The sequence below is a fragment of the Aminobacter sp. LjRoot7 genome (genome assembly GCF_964252895.1).
GTDB lineage: Bacteria > Pseudomonadota > Alphaproteobacteria > Rhizobiales > Rhizobiaceae > Aminobacter > Aminobacter aminovorans_B.
Genome location: NZ_CAXUPX020000004.1, coordinates 127,625 through 145,539, shown reverse-complemented (window position 1 = coordinate 145,539; position 17,915 = coordinate 127,625). Strand labels below are relative to the sequence as shown.

At 63.5% G+C, this 17,915-nt stretch carries 21 protein-coding genes; 11 read left to right on the top strand and 10 right to left on the bottom strand.

The genetic code is table 11. From position 1 onward, the window contains the following. Positions 1-92: 92 nt before the first annotated feature. The gene (locus tag ACSQ3E_RS13665) at positions 93-827 is read left to right on the top strand and encodes a rhomboid family intramembrane serine protease (RefSeq protein ID WP_436123099.1); all 735 of its coding nucleotides are present in this window, start codon (positions 93-95) and stop codon (positions 825-827) included. Between the two features lie 102 nt (positions 828-929). Next, on the top strand, positions 930-1,361 hold the full coding sequence (locus ACSQ3E_RS13660; RefSeq protein ID WP_067961538.1) for a CBS domain-containing protein: 432 nt from the start codon (positions 930-932) through the stop codon (positions 1,359-1,361). A 71-nt stretch (positions 1,362-1,432) separates the two neighbouring features. Here the strand turns inward: ACSQ3E_RS13660 and ACSQ3E_RS13655 are convergent, their stop codons facing one another. Continuing rightward, positions 1,433-1,690 carry a YjhX family toxin gene (locus ACSQ3E_RS13655; RefSeq protein ID WP_018427633.1) on the bottom strand — a complete coding sequence of 86 codons (258 nt, stop codon included), beginning with the start codon at positions 1,688-1,690 and terminating at the stop codon, positions 1,433-1,435. Between the two features lie 394 nt (positions 1,691-2,084). On the opposite strand from ACSQ3E_RS13655, the gene ACSQ3E_RS13650 reads away from it, so the two are divergent. The 5 genes from ACSQ3E_RS13650 to ACSQ3E_RS13630 all read left to right on the top strand — a co-directional run bounded on the left by ACSQ3E_RS13650 (position 2,085) and on the right by ACSQ3E_RS13630 (position 7,221). Continuing rightward, positions 2,085-2,933 (top strand): MipA/OmpV family protein, encoded by an 849-nt coding sequence (locus ACSQ3E_RS13650; RefSeq protein WP_436123098.1) that lies wholly within the window; start codon positions 2,085-2,087, stop codon positions 2,931-2,933. A 28-nt stretch (positions 2,934-2,961) separates the two neighbouring features. Next, entirely contained in the window at positions 2,962-3,735 is a 774-nt protein-coding gene (locus ACSQ3E_RS13645) for a response regulator (protein ID WP_436123097.1), read from the top strand. Next, the gene (locus ACSQ3E_RS13640; RefSeq protein ID WP_436123096.1) at positions 3,732-5,075 is read left to right on the top strand and encodes a sensor histidine kinase; all 1,344 of its coding nucleotides are present in this window, start codon (positions 3,732-3,734) and stop codon (positions 5,073-5,075) included. The genes ACSQ3E_RS13645 and ACSQ3E_RS13640 overlap by 4 nt, the downstream gene beginning before the upstream one ends. Before the next feature lie 147 nt (positions 5,076-5,222). Continuing rightward, positions 5,223-6,725 (top strand): Asp-tRNA(Asn)/Glu-tRNA(Gln) amidotransferase subunit GatB, encoded by a 1,503-nt coding sequence (gene gatB / locus ACSQ3E_RS13635; protein ID WP_436123095.1) that lies wholly within the window; start codon positions 5,223-5,225, stop codon positions 6,723-6,725. 4 nt (positions 6,726-6,729) lie between these two features. Beyond that, positions 6,730-7,221 carry an N-acetyltransferase family protein gene (locus ACSQ3E_RS13630; protein WP_436123094.1) on the top strand — a complete coding sequence of 164 codons (492 nt, stop codon included), beginning with the start codon at positions 6,730-6,732 and terminating at the stop codon, positions 7,219-7,221. Positions 7,222-7,233: 12 nt separating this feature from the next. Here ACSQ3E_RS13630 and panC read toward each other — a convergent pair whose 3' ends face one another. From panC to ACSQ3E_RS13615, 3 genes are all read right to left on the bottom strand, one after another. Then, positions 7,234-8,079 carry a pantoate--beta-alanine ligase gene (panC, locus tag ACSQ3E_RS13625; protein WP_436123093.1) on the bottom strand — a complete coding sequence of 282 codons (846 nt, stop codon included), beginning with the start codon at positions 8,077-8,079 and terminating at the stop codon, positions 7,234-7,236. Continuing rightward, positions 8,076-8,912, bottom strand: coding sequence for a 3-methyl-2-oxobutanoate hydroxymethyltransferase (panB, locus tag ACSQ3E_RS13620; RefSeq protein WP_436123092.1), 837 nt, complete (start codon positions 8,910-8,912; stop codon positions 8,076-8,078). The genes panC and panB overlap by 4 nt, the downstream gene beginning before the upstream one ends. A 131-nt stretch (positions 8,913-9,043) precedes the next feature. Further along, complete coding sequence (locus ACSQ3E_RS13615) at positions 9,044-9,526, bottom strand: hypothetical protein (protein WP_436123091.1); 483 nt, start codon at positions 9,524-9,526, stop codon at positions 9,044-9,046. 157 nt (positions 9,527-9,683) lie between these two features. Here ACSQ3E_RS13615 and ACSQ3E_RS13610 point away from each other — a divergent pair, with 157 nt between their 5' ends. From ACSQ3E_RS13610 to ACSQ3E_RS13600, 3 genes are all read left to right on the top strand, one after another. Further along, a complete protein-coding gene (locus tag ACSQ3E_RS13610) occupies positions 9,684-10,082 on the top strand; it encodes an NADH:ubiquinone oxidoreductase subunit NDUFA12 (RefSeq protein ID WP_067961550.1) in 399 nt (132 codons plus the stop codon). 316 nt (positions 10,083-10,398) lie between these two features. Next, positions 10,399-10,830 carry a DUF2155 domain-containing protein gene (locus tag ACSQ3E_RS13605; RefSeq protein ID WP_436123361.1) on the top strand — a complete coding sequence of 144 codons (432 nt, stop codon included), beginning with the start codon at positions 10,399-10,401 and terminating at the stop codon, positions 10,828-10,830. A 69-nt stretch (positions 10,831-10,899) separates the two neighbouring features. Continuing rightward, positions 10,900-11,274, top strand: coding sequence for a hypothetical protein (locus ACSQ3E_RS13600; RefSeq protein WP_436123090.1), 375 nt, complete (start codon positions 10,900-10,902; stop codon positions 11,272-11,274). 9 nt (positions 11,275-11,283) lie between these two features. On the opposite strand, the gene aat is transcribed toward ACSQ3E_RS13600, so the two are convergent. The 6 genes from aat to ACSQ3E_RS13570 all read right to left on the bottom strand — a co-directional run bounded on the left by aat (position 11,284) and on the right by ACSQ3E_RS13570 (position 16,585). After that, positions 11,284-11,901: a leucyl/phenylalanyl-tRNA--protein transferase gene (gene aat, locus ACSQ3E_RS13595; RefSeq protein ID WP_436123089.1), complete on the bottom strand. Its 618-nt coding sequence runs from the start codon at positions 11,899-11,901 to the stop codon at positions 11,284-11,286. Positions 11,902-11,917: 16 nt separating this feature from the next. After that, positions 11,918-13,261: an acetyl-CoA carboxylase biotin carboxylase subunit gene (gene accC / locus ACSQ3E_RS13590; RefSeq protein ID WP_108608339.1), complete on the bottom strand. Its 1,344-nt coding sequence runs from the start codon at positions 13,259-13,261 to the stop codon at positions 11,918-11,920. 18 nt (positions 13,262-13,279) lie between these two features. Further along, the gene (gene accB / locus ACSQ3E_RS13585) at positions 13,280-13,741 is read right to left on the bottom strand and encodes an acetyl-CoA carboxylase biotin carboxyl carrier protein (protein WP_436123088.1); all 462 of its coding nucleotides are present in this window, start codon (positions 13,739-13,741) and stop codon (positions 13,280-13,282) included. A 29-nt stretch (positions 13,742-13,770) separates the two neighbouring features. Continuing rightward, entirely contained in the window at positions 13,771-14,205 is a 435-nt protein-coding gene (aroQ, locus tag ACSQ3E_RS13580) for a type II 3-dehydroquinate dehydratase (RefSeq protein ID WP_310327241.1), read from the bottom strand. Between the two features lie 131 nt (positions 14,206-14,336). Continuing rightward, positions 14,337-15,131, bottom strand: a complete 795-nt coding sequence (locus ACSQ3E_RS13575; RefSeq protein WP_436123087.1) for a DsbA family protein — start codon at positions 15,129-15,131, stop codon at positions 14,337-14,339. 53 nt (positions 15,132-15,184) lie between these two features. Beyond that, positions 15,185-16,585 (bottom strand): M48 family metalloprotease, encoded by a 1,401-nt coding sequence (locus tag ACSQ3E_RS13570; RefSeq protein WP_436123086.1) that lies wholly within the window; start codon positions 16,583-16,585, stop codon positions 15,185-15,187. 136 nt (positions 16,586-16,721) lie between these two features. On the opposite strand from ACSQ3E_RS13570, the gene ACSQ3E_RS13565 reads away from it, so the two are divergent. Continuing rightward, entirely contained in the window at positions 16,722-17,870 is a 1,149-nt protein-coding gene (locus ACSQ3E_RS13565) for a pyridoxal phosphate-dependent aminotransferase (RefSeq protein WP_436123085.1), read from the top strand. The last annotated feature ends 45 nt before the right edge of the window (positions 17,871-17,915 follow it).

The following is a 17,915-nucleotide window of genomic DNA, read 5'->3' as shown; positions in this document are numbered from 1 at the left end:
CTGGGCGGCTTTCTTTTTTGCGCTTTCAGCCGGGCTGTTCTAGATGGAACGAGAGGCTGGCGCACGCCGGACCATAACCGGATCGGAAGTGCATGAGCGACCCAGCAAGCCAAAACGACGCCACCGACGAGATCATCGAGGCCGAGCCTCAGCGCCGCGAACCGGTGTTCAACCTGCCTGGCATCGTCATTGCGATCATCGGCGCCTGCGTTGCGATCCATCTGATCCGCGTCTACGTTCTCAGCCCCGACCAGGATGTAGCCTTGCTGATACGGGCGGCTTTCATTCCGATCCGCTACTCCGGGCAATACGATCTCGAAATCTGGGCGTTCACCAGCCCGCTGACCTATGCCTTCCTGCATGGTGGTTTTGCCCATCTGATCATCAACATGGTGTGGTTGGCCGCCTTCGGATCGCCGCTTGCCAACCGTCTCGGCAACATGCGCTTCTCGGCGTTCTTCGCGGTCACGACGCTTGCAGCGGTGGCGTTACACTATGTGTTGCATTCGACAGATGCTGCGCCGCTGGTCGGCGCGTCGGGTGCGATTTCAGGCATGATGGGCGCTGCTGCACGTTTCAGCTTCCAGGTCGACCGCTCGCAGGGCAAGCCGGCCTTTGCTGGTGCGCCGCTGCCGATCCGCGATGTCTTCCGCTCGCGGACGGCCATGACGTTCCTGGGCGTGTGGATGGTGATCAACCTGGTCACCGGGCTCGTCGGACTTACCCCGGGTGAGGCCAGCCAGATCGCCTGGGAAGCCCATATTGGCGGCTTTCTGGCAGGCTTTCTCGGCATCAGGTTTTTCGACCGCAAGCGCGAGTTCGCCTGAGCGCGTTTTACTTGAAATGCGACCCAATGCAGCGCACGATGCAGTTGGCCCGGTGGGCCGGCATGGAGTGATTTGACTGATCGACAGCAGCAGGAGGCCACAATGACTGTGAAGGCAATTCTCGAAAAGAAGGGCCACGACGTTTTTACCATTGGGCCCAATGTACAGCTGTCGGAAGCGGTTCGCATTCTTGCCGAACACCGTATCGGTGCCCTTGTCGTGACCAATGGCGACCGCAAGATCGTCGGCATCCTGTCCGAGCGCGACGTCGTGCGCATCATCGGTAAGGAAGGCGGTGCCGCCCTTGAAAAGGCGGTGCGCGACGTGATGACCCCCAAGGTCAAGATCTGCAACGAGAACCACACGGTCAACCAGGTCATGGAGATCATGACCGTCGGCCGCTTCCGCCACCTGCCGGTCGAGCGTGACGGCTATCTCTATGGCATCGTGTCCATCGGCGACGTCGTCAAGCGCCGCATCGAGGATGTCGAGCGCGAGGCCGAGGAAATCAAGGCTTACATCGCCACGGCCTGAGCCCCTTACGCAGCCTATGCATTTGAGCGCCGTGCCTCTTTGGGAGACACGGCGCCCATGCGCAGGTTCGGCTATCTGTTGTCGAGTTCCGGGCGAACCAGCTTCAGGCCTACCCTGGTGATGCGGTAAGGCCCGCCTTGCGACGAGGCGACTGCCTTCTTTCGCTTCAGCTTCCGGAACAGCTCGAGATCGAAACCGGGATAGCGCCAGCCCTCGCGGGTGAGGCAGATCACGTCCTCGATCCTATTGTTGTCGTCTTTTTCGATTTCAATGCGCCCGCCCTGGGCGAGCAAGTGCAGAATGCGCTGCTCTATGCGCGATATGTCCATTGTTGGATGAGTCCTGGAAAACCAGGCTGCGACAGAAAATGTGCTGAAGCAGCCAAAACAAAAAGCCGCCGCCACGATTGCTCGCGGCACGGGGTTTCAGGTTTTCATGCCCCGCCTTCTCAGAAGGTCGGGGCCTTAGCGGGACTCAGCCAGATTAAACATCCACACTCCATCGGGATGGCGCTGATATAGCGAGAATCCGGGCGAAATACCATCCCGCAGAAGCTAGCGCTCGTGCGCGTTGCATGGCGGCCACACTGCTACGGCACCAAGGCCCGCAACAAAACTTAACATTACTTCATACAGGTCGCGGTGCCGAACTGGGATGAGTGGTGCGCCGGGTTCGCCGCCTGGCGGGCGGGGGGCGCTCACATCATTCGGCTTTGGAGTGCGCATGTTCGCGAAAACGGGTTCTGCAACGCTTGCCTTCAAGGCACCGCTGGCTGTCATGGCTGTCAGCTTCTGGGGATGTTCTGGCGCGCTTGCTGCGGATACGTCATCCGGGGAGCAACTGACCGCCGTGCCCGATCCCAGCCGCTTCGGACGCATCGGCGAGAAACTGGCGGAATGGCATGTAGTTGCCGGCGGCGGCGCGATGATCGAGCCCGAATATGAAGGGTCCGACAAGTTCAAGGTCACGCCGGTTCCCTTCGTCTCGGCGACGTTGTTCGACACCCTGACCATTGATCCAACCGGCGCGACGCTCGCTGTTGTCGAGCGTGACGCATTCGAGCTCAGCGCGCGGCTTGGCTACGAACTGGGCCGACAGGAGGATGATTCCGACCATCTCAGGGGCATGGGCGATATCGATTTCGGCGCCACCGTCGGTGCAAAAGCCGCCGTCCAACTCGGCCCGGTCGAGCTTTTCGCGCTGGTGGACAAGACCATTGGCGGTAGCGAAGGCCTTGTCGGCAGGGTCGGGCTCGAGGTGGCGCAGCCGGTTTCGGAAAGGCTCGTCCTTGGCGCTTCGGCTTCCGCCGTCGTGGCGGACGAAAACCACATGCAGGCCTATTTCGGCGTCAGTGCGGAACAGGCGACGCGGTCGGGGCTGGCGCGCTTCGATGCCGGTGCCGGGTTGAAACGCGCCGATTTCTCGCTTTCCGCAACCTATAGTATCAATCAGAACTGGATCGTGCGCGGCGAAGCACAGCTCGGTGTATTGCTGGGAGATGCTGCCGACAGCCCGGTCGTCTTGGAAAAGCTTCAACCTTCGGCGATGCTGCTGGTCGGCTACAAGTTCTGAAGCAAGTTAATCTTCAAGCGGGATCGCGATGTCCGAGAGTGGGTTCAGTTCCGGTCTTGCTGTCCAGGACAACGACACGGCCGGCCAGCCGAAGCCAGGCGCGCGCATCCTGATCGTCGAGGACGACTTCGAGATCGCCCGCATGCTCGGCGAAACGCTCGTCGAAGGTGGCATGGCCGTCGAAATCGCCGAAAGCGGCGCCGAAATGGACGTCCTGCTGCGCAACCGCACATTCGATCTCATCGTGCTCGACGTCATGCTGCCCGGCGAGGACGGCCTCAGCATCTGCAAGCGGCTGCGCCTGGAAACGACGATCCCGATCCTGATGCTGACCGCGCTTGGCGAGGAGGTCGACCGCGTCGTCGGTCTTGAGATCGGCGCCGACGACTATGTGACAAAGCCATTCAGCGCGCGCGAGCTTATGGCGCGCATCCGGGCGCTGCTGCGGCGCACGGCATATCCGTCGCAGGAGCGCGCGCGGCCAAAGATCCTGCGCTTCAATGGCTGGCGGATCGACCCGATCCGCCGGCAGCTGCACGACCCCAGCAATGCGCGGGTGGCGACGACGACGCATGAGTTCGACCTGCTGCTCGCCTTTTGCCGCAATGCCGGGCGGGTGCTTTCGCGCGAACAGCTGCTTGGTGTGACCCACGCCGGGCTTGCCGGGCCGATCGAGCGCAGCATCGACGTCCATGTCAGTCGGCTGCGCCAGAAGATCGAAAAGGACGCGCGAGACCCGGTTCTGCTCAAGACCGTGCGGCTCGGCGGCTATCTGTTCACGGCCACGGTGGAGGAGGCATGAAAGCGCTGCTTCGCCGCCTCGTGCCGCAATCGCTGCGCGTCCAGCTGATGGCGATCATCCTGGTGGCGATGTTTGTCGTCATCGTCATCGGCTCTGCCTTCGAGCGGATCACCAATTCCGGCTACGTGCCCGACATGGAGATCGTCGCCGAGCGCGCCGGCGTGGTTGCAGCTCTGCTGCGGCAGGCGCCAGCCGAAGAGCGGGCGGTGATTCTCAAGGCTGCCAACGATGCCGGGCTGGATTTCCGCTTGCTGAGCCAGGAACAACTCGCCGGCACGTCCTCTCCGCAGCAGCGCACGACGATAGGGCGGATCATCAACACGCTGTTTCCGCCCGACAGGGAGCCACCGCTGGGCGGCCGTTGGCTAATGATCGCCGACCAGCCAGCGCTCGTTTTCGCACTCGACCAGGGCACCGCTGCGGCACTGTTCGGCGCGCCGGATACGTTGCTGACGTCCCAGTTCGTCAGCCCCGCCACCTACTACCTGCTGGCGCTTGTGGTGCTGTTCGTATTGTTCTCGTTCTTCGCCGTGTGGGCGGTGACCGACCCGTTGAAGCGGATTTCGGCTGCTGTCGGCTCCGCCGAGCTCGACAATGACGACGAGCTGTTCATCGAGCGCGGCTCGATCGAAATGGTCGGCCTGGCGCGTGCCCTGAACACGATGCGCGCAAGAATCCGCACGATGATCGACAACCGCACCCGCATGCTGCGCAGCGTGAGCCACGACCTGCGCACTCCGCTGACTCGGCTGCGGCTGCGCGCCGAACGCATGGACGACGGCGTGCTGCGCGGCGCCATGCTGTCCGACATCGGCCATATCGAGGGGCTGATCGACGAGACGCTGACCTACCTGCGCCACGATGTCTCGACCGAAGAGCTGCAGCGTGCCGACATCGCCAGTGTGCTGCAGACGGTGTGCGCCGAGTTCACCGATGTCGGGTTTTCGGTTTCCTACACCGGTCCCGACCGGCTGCCCGGCTGGTGCAAGCCGAATGCGCTGGCGCGCGCCATCACCAATCTCTGCGACAACGGCGTCAAATTCGCGCCCAATGTCGAGGTGGTGCTGACCGCCACCGACGATGCGGCCCTGATCGAGGTCAGCGACAACGGACCCGGCATCCCCGAAACCGTGCGGGCCCGCGTCTTCGAACCGTTCTACAAGGTCGACGCCTCACGCGGCGCGAACGCCAAGCGTGGCTTCGGCCTGGGCTTGTCGATCGTCGCCGACATCGTGCACGGCCATGGGGGCAGGATCGAGCTCGACGACAACAGTCCGACCGGGCTCGTGGTCAAGCTCGACCTGCCGAGAGGGCTTGTCGCCGCCCAGGCGATGCCCTGAAAACAAGACAAGAACGCGAGCCGAGGCGCCCGCCGCGCAGGCAGCGCTTGCCTCCATTGGCTGTTTGCACTAGCGAAGGCGCACACTAAACTATGCGTTTCGTTCGTTCTCGATCCGCATCTTCTCGATCCAATGACGCAGGCCGCCATGTCCCTCATCGATACCCGCACGCCCGACGCCAAGCGCTTCATTTCCGGTGCCACCGGTGACTGGGAGGTCATCATCGGCCTGGAGGTCCATGCCCAGGTCACTTCGGAAGCCAAGCTGTTCTCCGGCGCCTCGACGGCGTTCGGCGCCGAGCCCAACGCCAATGTCAGCCTGGTCGACGCGGCCATGCCCGGCATGCTGCCTGTCATCAACGAGGAATGCGTCAAGCAGGCGATCCGCACCGGCCTCGGCCTCAAGGCGCAGATCAACCTGAAGTCGGTCTTCGACCGCAAGAACTACTTCTATCCCGATCTGCCGCAGGGCTATCAGATCTCCCAGTTCAAGCAGCCGATCGTCGGCGAGGGCAAGATCACCATATCCGTCGGCCCTGACCGCAAGGGCGAGTTCGAGGACATCGAGATCGGCATCGAGCGCCTGCATCTCGAACAGGACGCCGGCAAGTCGATCCACGACCAGCATCCGACAATGTCCTATGTTGACCTCAACCGTTCGGGCGTGGCGCTGATGGAGATCGTCTCCAAGCCCGACATGCGTTCGTCGGACGAGGCCAAGGCCTACGTCACCAAGCTGCGCACCATCGTGCGTTATCTCGGCACTTGCGACGGCAATATGGACGAAGGCTCGATGCGCGCTGACGTCAACGTCTCGGTGCGCCGCCCCGGCGGTGAGTTCGGTACGCGCTGCGAGATCAAGAACGTCAACTCGATCCGCTTCGTCGGCCAGGCCATCGAATACGAGGCGCGCCGCCAGATCGCCATTCTCGAGGACGGTGGCAAGATCGACCAGGAAACCCGCCTGTTCGACCCGAACAAGGGCGAGACGCGTTCGATGCGCTCGAAGGAAGAAGCGCACGACTACCGCTATTTCCCCGATCCGGACCTTCTGCCGCTGGAATTCGACCAGGCCTATGTCGATGAGCTCGCCAAGGATCTCGTCGAGCTGCCCGACGACAAGAAGGATCGCCTGGTCAACTCGCTCGGCCTGTCGGTCTACGACGCCTCGATCCTGGTCTCGGAAAAGTCGATCGCTGACTATTTCGAGAAGGTGGCGAGCGGCCGCGACGGCAAGGCGGCCGCCAACTGGGTCATCAATGACCTGCTCGGCGCGCTGAACAAGGCCGGCAAGGACATCGAAGACGCACCCGTTTCGCCGGATCAGCTCGGCGCCATCATCGACCTGATCAAGGAAGGCACGATCTCCGGCAAGATCGCCAAGGACCTGTTCGAGATCGTCTGGAACGAGGGCGGCGACCCCAAGGAACTGGTCGAGACGCGCGGCATGAAGCAGGTGACCGACACCGGCGCCATAGAAAAGGCCGTCGACGACGTCATCGCCGCCAGCCCCGACAAGGCCGACCAGGCCCGCGCCAAGCCGACAATGGCCGGCTGGTTCGTCGGCCAGGTGATGAAGGCAACGGGCGGCAAGGCGAACCCTCAGGCGGTCAACGACCTGGTCAAGGCCAAGCTCGGCATCGAGGAGTAGAGCGATGTTTGTCCGGACGGCGAGCGAGCGCGACCTTGAGACGATCAAGACGCTGCTCGCCGAGACGTGGCACGCCACCTACGACGCCATCTATGGCGTCGAGCGGGTCAACGAGATCACCGCCGAGTGGCATTCGCTGGCCTCGCTCAAGGCGCGGCTGACACGGCCGAATTCCGAGTTCCTCGTTGCCGACGACGGCAAGAAGATTGCCGGCATGGCATTTGCCGCCGCGACCAGCGATGGCAAGGCGCTGGTGCTCCACCAGCTCTACGTACACCCCGGGAACCAGCGCGCGGGCATTGGCCGGTTGCTGCTCGACGAGGTCGAGCAGAGTTTTCCCGAAGCGCGCACCCTGCGGCTCGAAGTGGAAGAGGCGAATGCCGGTGCTATTGCCTTCTACGGGGCGAATGGTTTCGTGCCTGTGGGTGCGACCGCCAATTGCGGCGCCGACCAGTCCGGCATCCCGGCGCTGATCTTCGAGAAGCAGCTGGGCTGAGACAGACCAGGCTTAGCTGGCCGAAATCTCGACGTTGTCGATGAGGCGCGTCTTGCCGAGGCGGGCTGCGACCAGGACGCGGCCGTCGCGGTCTTTGCGCCACGGCGCCAGCGTCACGCTTTCCCGCGCCTCGACATAGTCGACGACGTCGAAACCGGCATCGAGGATCTGCTGGCGCGCGGTGGCCATCGTCGCGGCTTCGCCGGCACCGCCTTCGAGCGCCGACGCGGCCTTGCGCAGCACCTTGTTGAGCTGGCGCGCAATATCGAGCTCGGCTGCGCTGAGATAGGCGTTGCGCGACGACATGGCGAGGCCTTCGCCATCGCGGATCGTCGGCGAACCAACGACCTCGACGGGCAGGTTCAGGTCCTGCACGAGCTTCTTCACCACGCAGAGCTGCTGGTAGTCCTTCTCGCCGAACACGGCGAGGTCGGGCTCCGACTGGATGAACAGCTTGCCGACGACGGTGGCGACACCGTCAAAGAAGGCCGGGCGGAAATCGGTTTCGAGACCGGCGGACGGACCGCCGACCGAGATCGAGGTGGCAAAGCCTTGCGGATAGACCTCGTCGACGCCAGGTGTGAAGGCAAGGTGGACGCCGGCCTTTTCCAGCCTGTCGAGGTCGAGCGCCAGCTGGCGTGGATATTTGTCGAGATCTTCGGTCGGGGCGAACTGACGCGGATTGACGAAGATCGAGACGACGCAGCGGTCGGCGCGCTCGAGCGCGGCGCGCATCAGCGAAACATGGCCGTCATGCAGCGCGCCCATTGTCGGCACCAGCGCGACCTTGAGGCCTTCGGCTCGCCATGCCCGCACCTGGGCGCGAAGGGCGGCGATGGTTTCGACGACAACAGTCATGCCTTGTCCTTGTTCAGGGAAAACAGGTGCTCAGGGCCGGGGAAGGCGCGGCTGCGGACGTCACGGGCGTAAGACGCGGCCGCATTAGCGACGACATCGCGCAAATGCGCATATTCCTTGACGAATTTGGGCACGCGGTCGACGGTCAGGCCGACGGCGTCGTCGATGACCAGAACCTGGCCGTCGCAAACCGGGCTGGCGCCGATGCCGACGGTGGGGATTTTGATACGCCGGGTGATCTCGGCCGCGACCGGCTCGACGGTGCCCTCAATGACGACGGAGAACGCGCCTGCTGCCTCGACCGCCTTGGCATCGGCGTAGAGCGCCTCGGCATTGGCCTCGGAGCGGCCCTTGATCTTGTAGCCGCCTTCCTTCTCGACAGACTGCGGCAACAGCCCGATGTGACCCATGACGGGAATGCCTGCCGCGACGATGGCCGCGATCTGCGCGGCAATGGCCACGCCGCCTTCGAGCTTGACCGCATCGCAGCCGGTTTCACGCATGATGCGGCTGGCGGAGGTGACCGCGTTTTCGACGGTGTCCTCGTAGCTGCCGGCAGGCATGTCGACGACGACGCAGGCGCGGGACGAGCCGCGCATCACCGCCTGGCCGTGGGCGACCATCATGTCCATCGTCGCGCCAAGCGTGTTTGGATGGCCATGCAGCACCATCGCAACGCTGTCACCGACGAGCAGAAGGTCGACATGCGGGTCGAGCAGCCGGGCGATCGGATAGGTGTAGGCAGTGAGACAGACAATGGGCTCCTTGCCCTTGCGGGCCAACAGAGCGGCGGGCGTGATGCGGCCGGCAGCCGCAGGCGCGTCAGAAGCCATGTCTTTTCCTCCCTCGACGGTCCGGCTCGAGCCGGTCCGAGAGCCCAACGGGCCGGAGTCCATTACGGACCGGCTAAGCATTTTGCAAGTGCGAGATGAAGGCGTGAGCAGCTGCGAGATGGCATCGTCCATCAGGACGAGCGCTGCTGTGCCTCTTCCTGCGCCAGGCGCCTGATATAGACGGCGAATTCCGGGTCCTCGCCGGGCAGCAACTGGGGCAGGGCATTTCGAAAATCCTCGCGCCGGCACCATTCGCGCATGAAATCCTCCCACGAGGCCCAGCGGCGGCGCTTGCGCTCGGACATTTCGGGTTCGTAAGCGACGAGATAGGCGCGTTCGAACAGGGAGATCAGGATGGCGAACATGGCGAGCAGCCGATCCTTTTGTTCGGCCGTCAGGTCCTTCGTTGCCGTTTGCGATTGCAGGTAGAGGTCGGAATGGTCGAGCGATAGCGTCAGGAAGTTGGTGTAGCCGTCGGAGAGCATCTGGTAGATTTCTTCCTCCTCGTTGACCCGTTCCTTGCGCTGTTCGAAGACGAAGATGAAGATCGCCAGCGGCAAGCCGAAGATCGTCACCAGCATGCTCAGCATTTCGAGGATCTGCATAAAGGGCATGGATTACGTCCATTCTGGTGCTCGCCACGAACAGTAGGTGTTGATGGATCGTCTGCCAATCGTCGCAGGCGGCAAGATGGGCCTTCTAAACTCTTGCCTTCGCGCCAGCGTGACGCCATAAGCAGGAGACTTTCGACGCGCCTGCCGCGAGGATCCGATGAAGAAATTCCTTGTCCAGTTTTTCACCTGGTGGAACGGCCAGACCCTTGGCACGCGCTTCCACACCTGGCGCAAAGGCACCAAGGTGGGCCAGGACGAATTCGGTAACGTCTATTACGAGGGCGGCAAGGATTCGGAAGGCCGCACGCGCCGCTGGGTGATCTACAACGGTTATGCCGAAGCCTCGATGATTCCTCCGGGCTGGCACGGCTGGATGCACCACCGCGTCGACGTGGCGCCGCCGAGCGACAACTACATTCCGCGCGACTGGCAGAAGCCGCATCAGCCCAACCTGACCGGTACCGGTGGCGCTTACCGCCCGAAGGGTTCGGTGCTGGGCAACACGCATCGCCCACAGGTCACCGGCGACTACGACGCCTGGACGCCCGGCGCATAAGACAGACAGCTTAACGGCGCGGACATTTGTCGCCACAATTGGCGGCTAACTCCTTGCCCATTGGCGTCAGGCGATTAGCCTTGGCGCGTGGGAATCAGCGAGTGGGACACACTCCGGGCGCAACGGCGGTAACGACTGAATGATTTTTCCTGGCCGGATTCCGTCGAGCGGACGATCGAAGGCGAAAGCCCTGCTTGTGGCCGCGGCGCTGTGCGCAGGGCTTGGCCAGGCAGCGGCCCAGGACAGCATCGAGCGGCTGCCGCTCGACCAGCAGGTCGAGCAGGGTGACGATCTTCCGGCCATCGACGTCCCGCCCTTGCCGGGCGAGGGCCAGCCCGCTCCCGACCAGGCCCAGCCGGCTCCCAGCGACGCACAGGCGGCACCCAAGGTTGCGGCCCCGCCCCAGCGCATCAAGAACGCCGTCGCCGAGTTCGCCGGCATCGACAAGATCACCGGCCGCATCATCACCTTCGACGTTTATGTCGACGAGACCGTGCAGTTCGGCGCGCTGCAGGTGACGCCGCGCGTCTGCTATTCGAGGCCCGAGAACGAAGAGCCGAAGACGGATTCCTTCGTCGAGGTCGACGAGATCACCCTCGACCGTAAGATCAGGCGCATCTTCACCGGCTGGATGTTTGCCGAAAGCCCGGGCCTCAACGCCGTCGAGCACGCCGTCTATGACGTCTGGCTGAAGGCCTGCAAGCAGAAGTCGGACGTTCCGGCACCGGAAGCCGCCAAGACCAACTGATCCTTTTTCGGAACCGCTTGGGGTCCCTGACGTTTGGCGTCGTGAGCAACGCCAACGGAGGATCGTGCCGTGACCGTCAACCGTGACGAACTGCTTGAGCTCGAACGGGAATTCTGGACCGGAAACCAGGAGTTCTTTGCCGAAAACGCCGACAGGGAATGCCTTGTCGCCTTTCCCGAGATGGCCGGCGTGATGAGCAATGCCGAGCTCGCCGCGACCGCGACCAAGCCGCACCGCTGGCGCAATCTCGAGATGAAGGTGCAAGGCATCGTCGAGCCGGGCAGCGACATCGTCATGCTGACCTATGAGGCCAAGGCGATCCGTGACAATGGCGAGCCGTATCAGGCACTGGTGAGCACCGGCTATGTGCATCGCCTGCAGGGCTGGAAGATGATGTTCCATGCCCAGACGCCGATAGCGCAGGGCGCTCAGAAGAAGAGCTAGCCTAGCCCCTCAGGGCATGAATGTGGCTTCGCCAATGAGGGCCTTGGCGAGCATCTTCTCGTATTTGTCGCGCGGCACGTCGACCGCGCCGAAGCGCTTCAGGTGATCGGTGGTGAATTGGGTGTCGAGCAGCAGGAAGCCGCGCTCCCTGAGCCGCTGGACGAGGTGCACGAGGCAGACCTTGGATGCGTCGGTCTCGCGCGAAAACATGCTTTCGCCGAAGAAGGCACGGCCGAGCGAGACGCCATAAAGCCCGCCGACAAGCTCGCCTTCGCGCCAGGCCTCGACCGAGTGGGCGTTGCCGATGCGGTGAAGGTGTGTGTAGGCCTCGCGGATCGGCGCGTTGATCCAGGTCGAGAGCCGGCCGGCGCGCCGTTCGGCACAGGCGTCAATGACGGCTTCGAAGTCGCTGTCGAAGCGAATCTCGAAATGACCCTGCCGGATGGTCTTGGCGAGGCTGTGCGGCACATGGAAGCCGTCGAACGGAATGATGCCGCGTGTCTCGGGCCGGACCCAGAAAACTTCCGGATCCGACGCGCTTTCCGCCATGGGAAAGACGCCCGACGCATAGGCCTTCAGCAGAAGGTCCGTGGGTATGCCATAGCCGGGCGCATAAGGTCGGGTCATGCGACCCTCATTCTACTTACTCGCCTTTCGCGAGATGTTTTTCCAGCCAGTGGATGTCGTAGTCGCCGTTCGCGATGTCGGGGTTACCGACAAGCTCGCGGAACAGCGGCAATGTCGTCTTGATACCATCTACCACGAATTCGTCGAGCGCGCGCCTAAGGCGCATCATGCATTCGACGCGGTTGCGGCCGTGCACGATGAGCTTGCCGATCAGGCTGTCGTAGTAGGGCGGGATCCGGTAGCCGGAATAGACACCCGAATCGACACGGATGCCGAGGCCGCCTGGCGTGTGGAAATGCGTGATCGTGCCGGGCGAGGGCACGAAGGTCCGCGGGTCCTCGGCGTTGATGCGGCACTCGATGGCATGGCCGTGGAAGCGGATGTCGTTCTGGGTGACCGATAGGCCGCCGCCCGAGGCGACGCGGATCTGCTCATGCACCAGATCGATGCCGGTGATCGCTTCGGTGATCGTATGCTCGACCTGAAGGCGGGTGTTCATCTCGATGAAGTAGAACTCGCCATTCTCGTAGAGGAACTCGATCGTGCCGGCGCCGGAATAGCCGAGATTGGCCACAGCGTTGGCGCAGATGTCGCCGATGCGCGAGCGTTCTTCCGCGTTAAGCGCGGGCGAATTGGCCTCTTCCCAGACCTTCTGATGGCGGCGCTGCAGCGAGCAGTCGCGTTCGCCGAGATGCACGCCCTTGCCAGCGCCGTCGCCGAAGATCTGCACTTCGATGTGGCGCGGCTTCTGCAGGTACTTTTCGATGTAGACGGCGTCGTCGCCGAAGGCAGCACCGGCTTCGGTGCGCGCCGTCTGCAGCGCCACTTCAAGGTCAGCCTCGGTGAGCGCCACCTTCATGCCGCGGCCACCGCCGCCGGCGGACGCCTTGATGATGACGGGATAGCCGATCTCTGCGGCAACGCGCTTGGCTTCCTTCTCGTCGCTGACGGCACCTTCCGACCCGGGAACGACCGGAATGCCCAGGCGCTTTGCGGTGCGCTTGGCTTCGATCTTGTCGCCCATGATGCGGATGTGGTCGCCCGAGGGGCCGATGAAGGTGATGTTGTGCGCCGCCAGGATGTCGGCGAACTTGGCGTTCTCCGACAGGAAGCCGTAGCCCGGATGCACGGCGTCGGCGCCGGTGATCTCGCAGGCCGCGACGATCTGGTGGATGTTGAGATAGCTGTCGCGCGACGGCGGCGGTCCGATGCAGACGCTCTCGTCGGCGAGGCGCACATGCATGGCGTCGGCGTCGGCGGTGGAGTGGACGGCAACCGTCTGGATGCCGAGCTCCTTGGCCGCGCGCAGCACTCTGAGGGCGATTTCGCCGCGATTGGCGATCAGGATTTTCTGAAACATTGCGCGCAGCCTTCCGGCTTACTCGACGACGACGAGCGGCATGCCGTATTCGACAGGCTGCGCGTCTTCGATCAGGATCGCCTTGACCGTGCCGGAGCGCGGCGACGGAATCTGGTTCATCGTCTTCATCGCTTCGATGATCAGCAGGGTCTGGCCTTCCTTGACCACCGAGCCGACCTCGATGAACGGCTTGGCATCCGGCGACGGCGCGAGATAGGCGGTGCCGACCATCGGCGAGGGCACTGCGTTCTTGGAGGTGTCGACGACGGCAGGAGCGGCGGCTGCAACCGGTGCAGCGGCTGCGACCGGGAGAGGCGCCGGTGCTGCATAGGCCTGGACAGCAGTTGCTGCCTGGCGCGACACGCGCACCTTGAGATCGCCGAGCTCGACTTCGATCTCGGTCAGGTTGGTGTCGTTCAGAATTCCTGCGAGGTCGCGGACGAGCTGCTGATCAACACCGTCGGTCTTCTTCGTCGCCATTTTCTAGCCTTTTCTCTTCCTGTTTCCGGTCAGAGCCGGGCGGCCAGCGCCTGCAGCGCCAGCGTGTATCCGAGCGGCCCGAAGCCGCAGATCATGCCCACGGCCACCGGTGCCACCATCGACTTGTGGCGGAACGGCTCGCGGGCGTGGATGTTGGAAAGGTGCACCTCGGCGACCGGCAAGGGCGAGACGGCACGAATGGCGTCCTGCAGCGCGATCGAGGTGTGGGTATAGGCGCCTGCATTGAGCACGATGCCGGCGGCTTTTTCGCCCGCCTCGTGAATCCAGTCGACCAGAACGCCCTCGTGGTTCGACTGGCGGAATTCGATCGCAAGTCCGAGCGAGGCGGCTGCCGCCTGGCAGTCGGCTTCGATGTCGGCCAGGGTCTTGCCGCCATAAATGCCGGGCTCGCGTTTGCCCAGCATGTTAAGGTTCGGACCGTTGAGGACGTAAACCGTTTTCAAATTACAGACCTTTCCACCCGCCAGATCCTCTCTGGCGCGGCGGACCCTCTATAATCGGCATAAGCCGTCGCGGAAAGAGCGCAAGCGACTTCTTGCGCTGTCCACAACGGCTCGCGCTGAACAAAGCTTGCTCAGCAGGTGGAATTTGCCTGGCAGGCGGCTGCCGCGGCGATCTTTTCAGCCAACACGTCCTGGCCGAGTGCGCCGAAGACGACCTCGTTGCCGACGACATAGGATGGGGTGCCGCTGATCTGCAGCTTGTTGGCAAGATCGTAGGTGCGATTGAAGGCCTCGCCGATCTCCGGATCCTTCATCGCTTCGCGCAGCTTCGCTTCGTCGGCGCCGAGCTCGAGCGCCAGCTTGATGGCGCTGTCCTCGCCGGCGCGGCCTTCGCCGCCGAGCAGCTTGTCGTGGAATTCGCCGTACTTCTCCGGCATCAGCTTGCGGAAGGCCATCGACACGACATGGGCCTTTTGCGAATCCGGTCCGAGGATCGGGAATTCCTTGAGCACGAAGCGCAGGTCGGGGTTGGCCTTGGTCAGAGCGTTCATGTCGGCCTGGGCGCGTTTGCAGTAGCCGCAATTGTAGTCGTAGAACTCGACGATGGTGATCTTGCCGTCGGGATTGCCGACGATGCCGTCGAACTTCGAGCTGAAGATCTCGTCCTTGTTGTCCTTGATCACGCTCAGGCTGGCGATGCGCTGCTCTTCCTTCTGCTTGGCTTCGAGCGCGCCCTGCATTTCGAGCAGCAGTTCAGGGTTGTTGAGCAGATAGTCGCGCACGATCGTCTCGACCTGCTTCTTGTCTAGGGTAGCAGCAGCCGCTGTTTCCGCATGTGCGGCGTTTGGCGAACCGGCGAGGCCGAACGCCAGCATGGCGAGGGCGACAGCGATGCCGGTCGTGCCGAGAAGAAGTGCTTTTTTCATGGTCCCTGAGTCTCCAGCCGTTTCGGCTCTGTCGCTGTCCGCCGAAAGAAGGTTCACTTCTTTTTCTTGCTCGGCGCTTTGTAGTTGATGATGTCCTGCGCGCGCACCCAGCCCGGCGAACCCGGCTTGAGCTTCTGCTGCGCCCGCATCGCGAAGATCTTGGCGTCCTGATAGGCGCCGCTGTAGTAGTGGCCGTCGGCGGTTGCAAGATCGGCGTCGGCGACGTCGCCGAGCATGCCGTAGGCCTGGGCGAGGTAGCGGTAGCCCGAGGCGTTCTCGCGGTCGCGGTCGAGGCCCTTGCGGATTTCGACGACAGCCTTCTTGAGCGCGTCTGGCGTGCCCATGGCGAGATAGGTCTGGCCGAGCTGGATCGGCAGGATGCCGGACTTTGCCGTGTCGAGCTTGACCGCCGTGGTGTAGGCCTCCGCTGCCGCTGCAGGCTTGTTCGACTTCATCAGGATGTCGCCGCGCAGCTCGTGGAAATAGGCGTTCTTCGGCTGCGACTTGATCAACGCGTCGGTCTTGCTGAGCGCCGAGCGCAGGTCACCGAACAGATAGGTCGACTGGGCGTCGCCATAACGCGAGGCGAGGCCGTCAGTGCCGCGCAGCAGGCGCGAGGTGGCGGCCTGGCCTTGGGTGTAGGCGGCAATCTTGACGCGCATCATGTCGTGGCGCTGCTGCAGCGCCTCGGAATCCTTCTTGTCGAAATACGGGCTTTCGCGCGCCAGCGTCTCGAGATTGGCGATGCGCTCGCGCGGCATCGGGTGACTGACCTGGTAGGGGTCGACCCGCGCGCCCGACAGCGACAGGGCGTTCTGGAAGCGCTGGAAGGTTTTCAGCATGCCTTGCGCCGACTGGCCGGTGGCATTGAGATAGGTGATCGCCGAGCGGTCGGCGGTGACTTCTTCCGAGCGCTGGTAGCCGAGCAGGCTGCGCCGCGCCATTTCCGAACCGCCGGCAACGACGCCGGCGCCCGCAGCACCAAGGCCGCTGGTGTCGGTGGCGGCCCCAGCGACCATCGCACCGGCGCCAAGCAGGGCGGCGACGATCGCCATCGTCTGGGCGCGTGCCAGCTGGTCGCGCAGGCGCTCCTGGTGGCCGCCGGCGATATGGCCGGCTTCGTGCGCGATGACGCCGATGATCTCGTTCGGCGTCTCGGCGGTCATCAGCGCGCCGGTGTTGATGAACATGCGCCGGCCGGCGACGAAGGCGTTGAACGCCGGGTCGTTGACGAGCACGATGTTGATGTTCGAATTGGCAAGCCCCGCCGCCTTGAGGATCGGCCGGGCGTAGTCGCGAACCAGGGCCTCGATCTCGGCGTCGCGGACGATCGGAACACCCTGCGCATGAGCAGTTCCCGTCGCGCCGAGAGCAAGCCCGGCCGACAGCGCAAGCGCGGTGACCGCGCGTGTTGATCTTGCGACGAAACGCGAAAGACTTGTGATGCTCTGCATAGCGGGGAACACTCGTAAACGAGCCATCGGGCTGTGAAAAGGCTGGTTCAAAAAACTCATCAACTTGTGATCCCCATATCAATCAGGCATTTGTGCGGCACATTGCCTGGTGGGCGACAGTAGAAAGTGGACGAAGATGGCGGTTGCGATTTCACGGCGCGGCGAGGTCGAGCCCTTCCATGCGATGGACATCCTGGCCGAAGCCAACAGGCTCAAGGCGTTGGGCGCGCCGGTCATTTCGATGGCGGTTGGCCAGCCCTCCGATCCGGCACCGCAGCGGGTGCGCGATGCCGCGGCGGCAGCACTCAGGCTCGGCCGCATCGGCTACACCGACGCGCTCGGGCTTGCTGATCTGCGCAAGGCGATATCAGTGCATTATGCCGAACATTACCGCATCGACGTGCCGGTTTCGCGAATCGCCGTCACAACCGGCTCGTCCGCTGCCTTCAATCTCGCCTTCTTGGCGATGTTCGATGCCGGCGACCGTGTGGCCATCGCAGCCCCCGGTTATCCTGCCTATCGTAACATCATGGGCGCGCTTGGCCTCGACGTGGTCGAGATCGAGCTGCAGGGGGCTGCATATCTGCATGCCGAACACCTGCGTGCCGCGCACGAACAGAAGCCTCTGAAAGGTGTGCTGTTTGCCAGTCCCGCCAACCCGACCGGCGCCGTCGTGCCGGCAGGCGACCTCAAGGCACTCGTCGATACCGCCCGCGAACTCGGCATTGCGGTGATCTCGGACGAGATTTACCACCGGCTCGCTTATGGCGCGCCCGATGTGACCGCACTTGCCTATGACGCTGATGTCACCGTCATCAACTCGTTCTCCAAATATTACTGCATGACCGGCTGGCGCATCGGCTGGATGGTGCTGCCGGAGCGGCTGGTGCGGCCGGTCGAGCGCATCGCGCAATCGCTCTACATCTCGGCGCCCGAGCTGTCGCAGGTCGCCGCCATCGAGGCGTTCAACGTCACCGACGAGCTCGAGGTCATCAAGGCGCGTTATGCCTGGAACCGCGAGCTGCTGGCCAAAAGGTTGCCGGAACTGGGCTTCAGCTTCGCCGCACCCATGGACGGTGCCTTCTACGCCTTCTGCGATGTCTCGCGGCTGACCAATGACAGCATGGAGTTCGCCAGCCGCATGCTGGCCGAGGCCCACGTCGCGGCGACGCCGGGCAGGGATTTCGACCCGCTCGCAGGCCACCGCTACATGCGATTCTCTTATGCCGGCAGCCATGACGAAATGATCGAGGCGATGGACCGGCTGGAGCGCTGGCTGCGCTGAAATGCAACCGCCCCGTCGGTCGTGCCAACGGGGCGGACAGGGGCA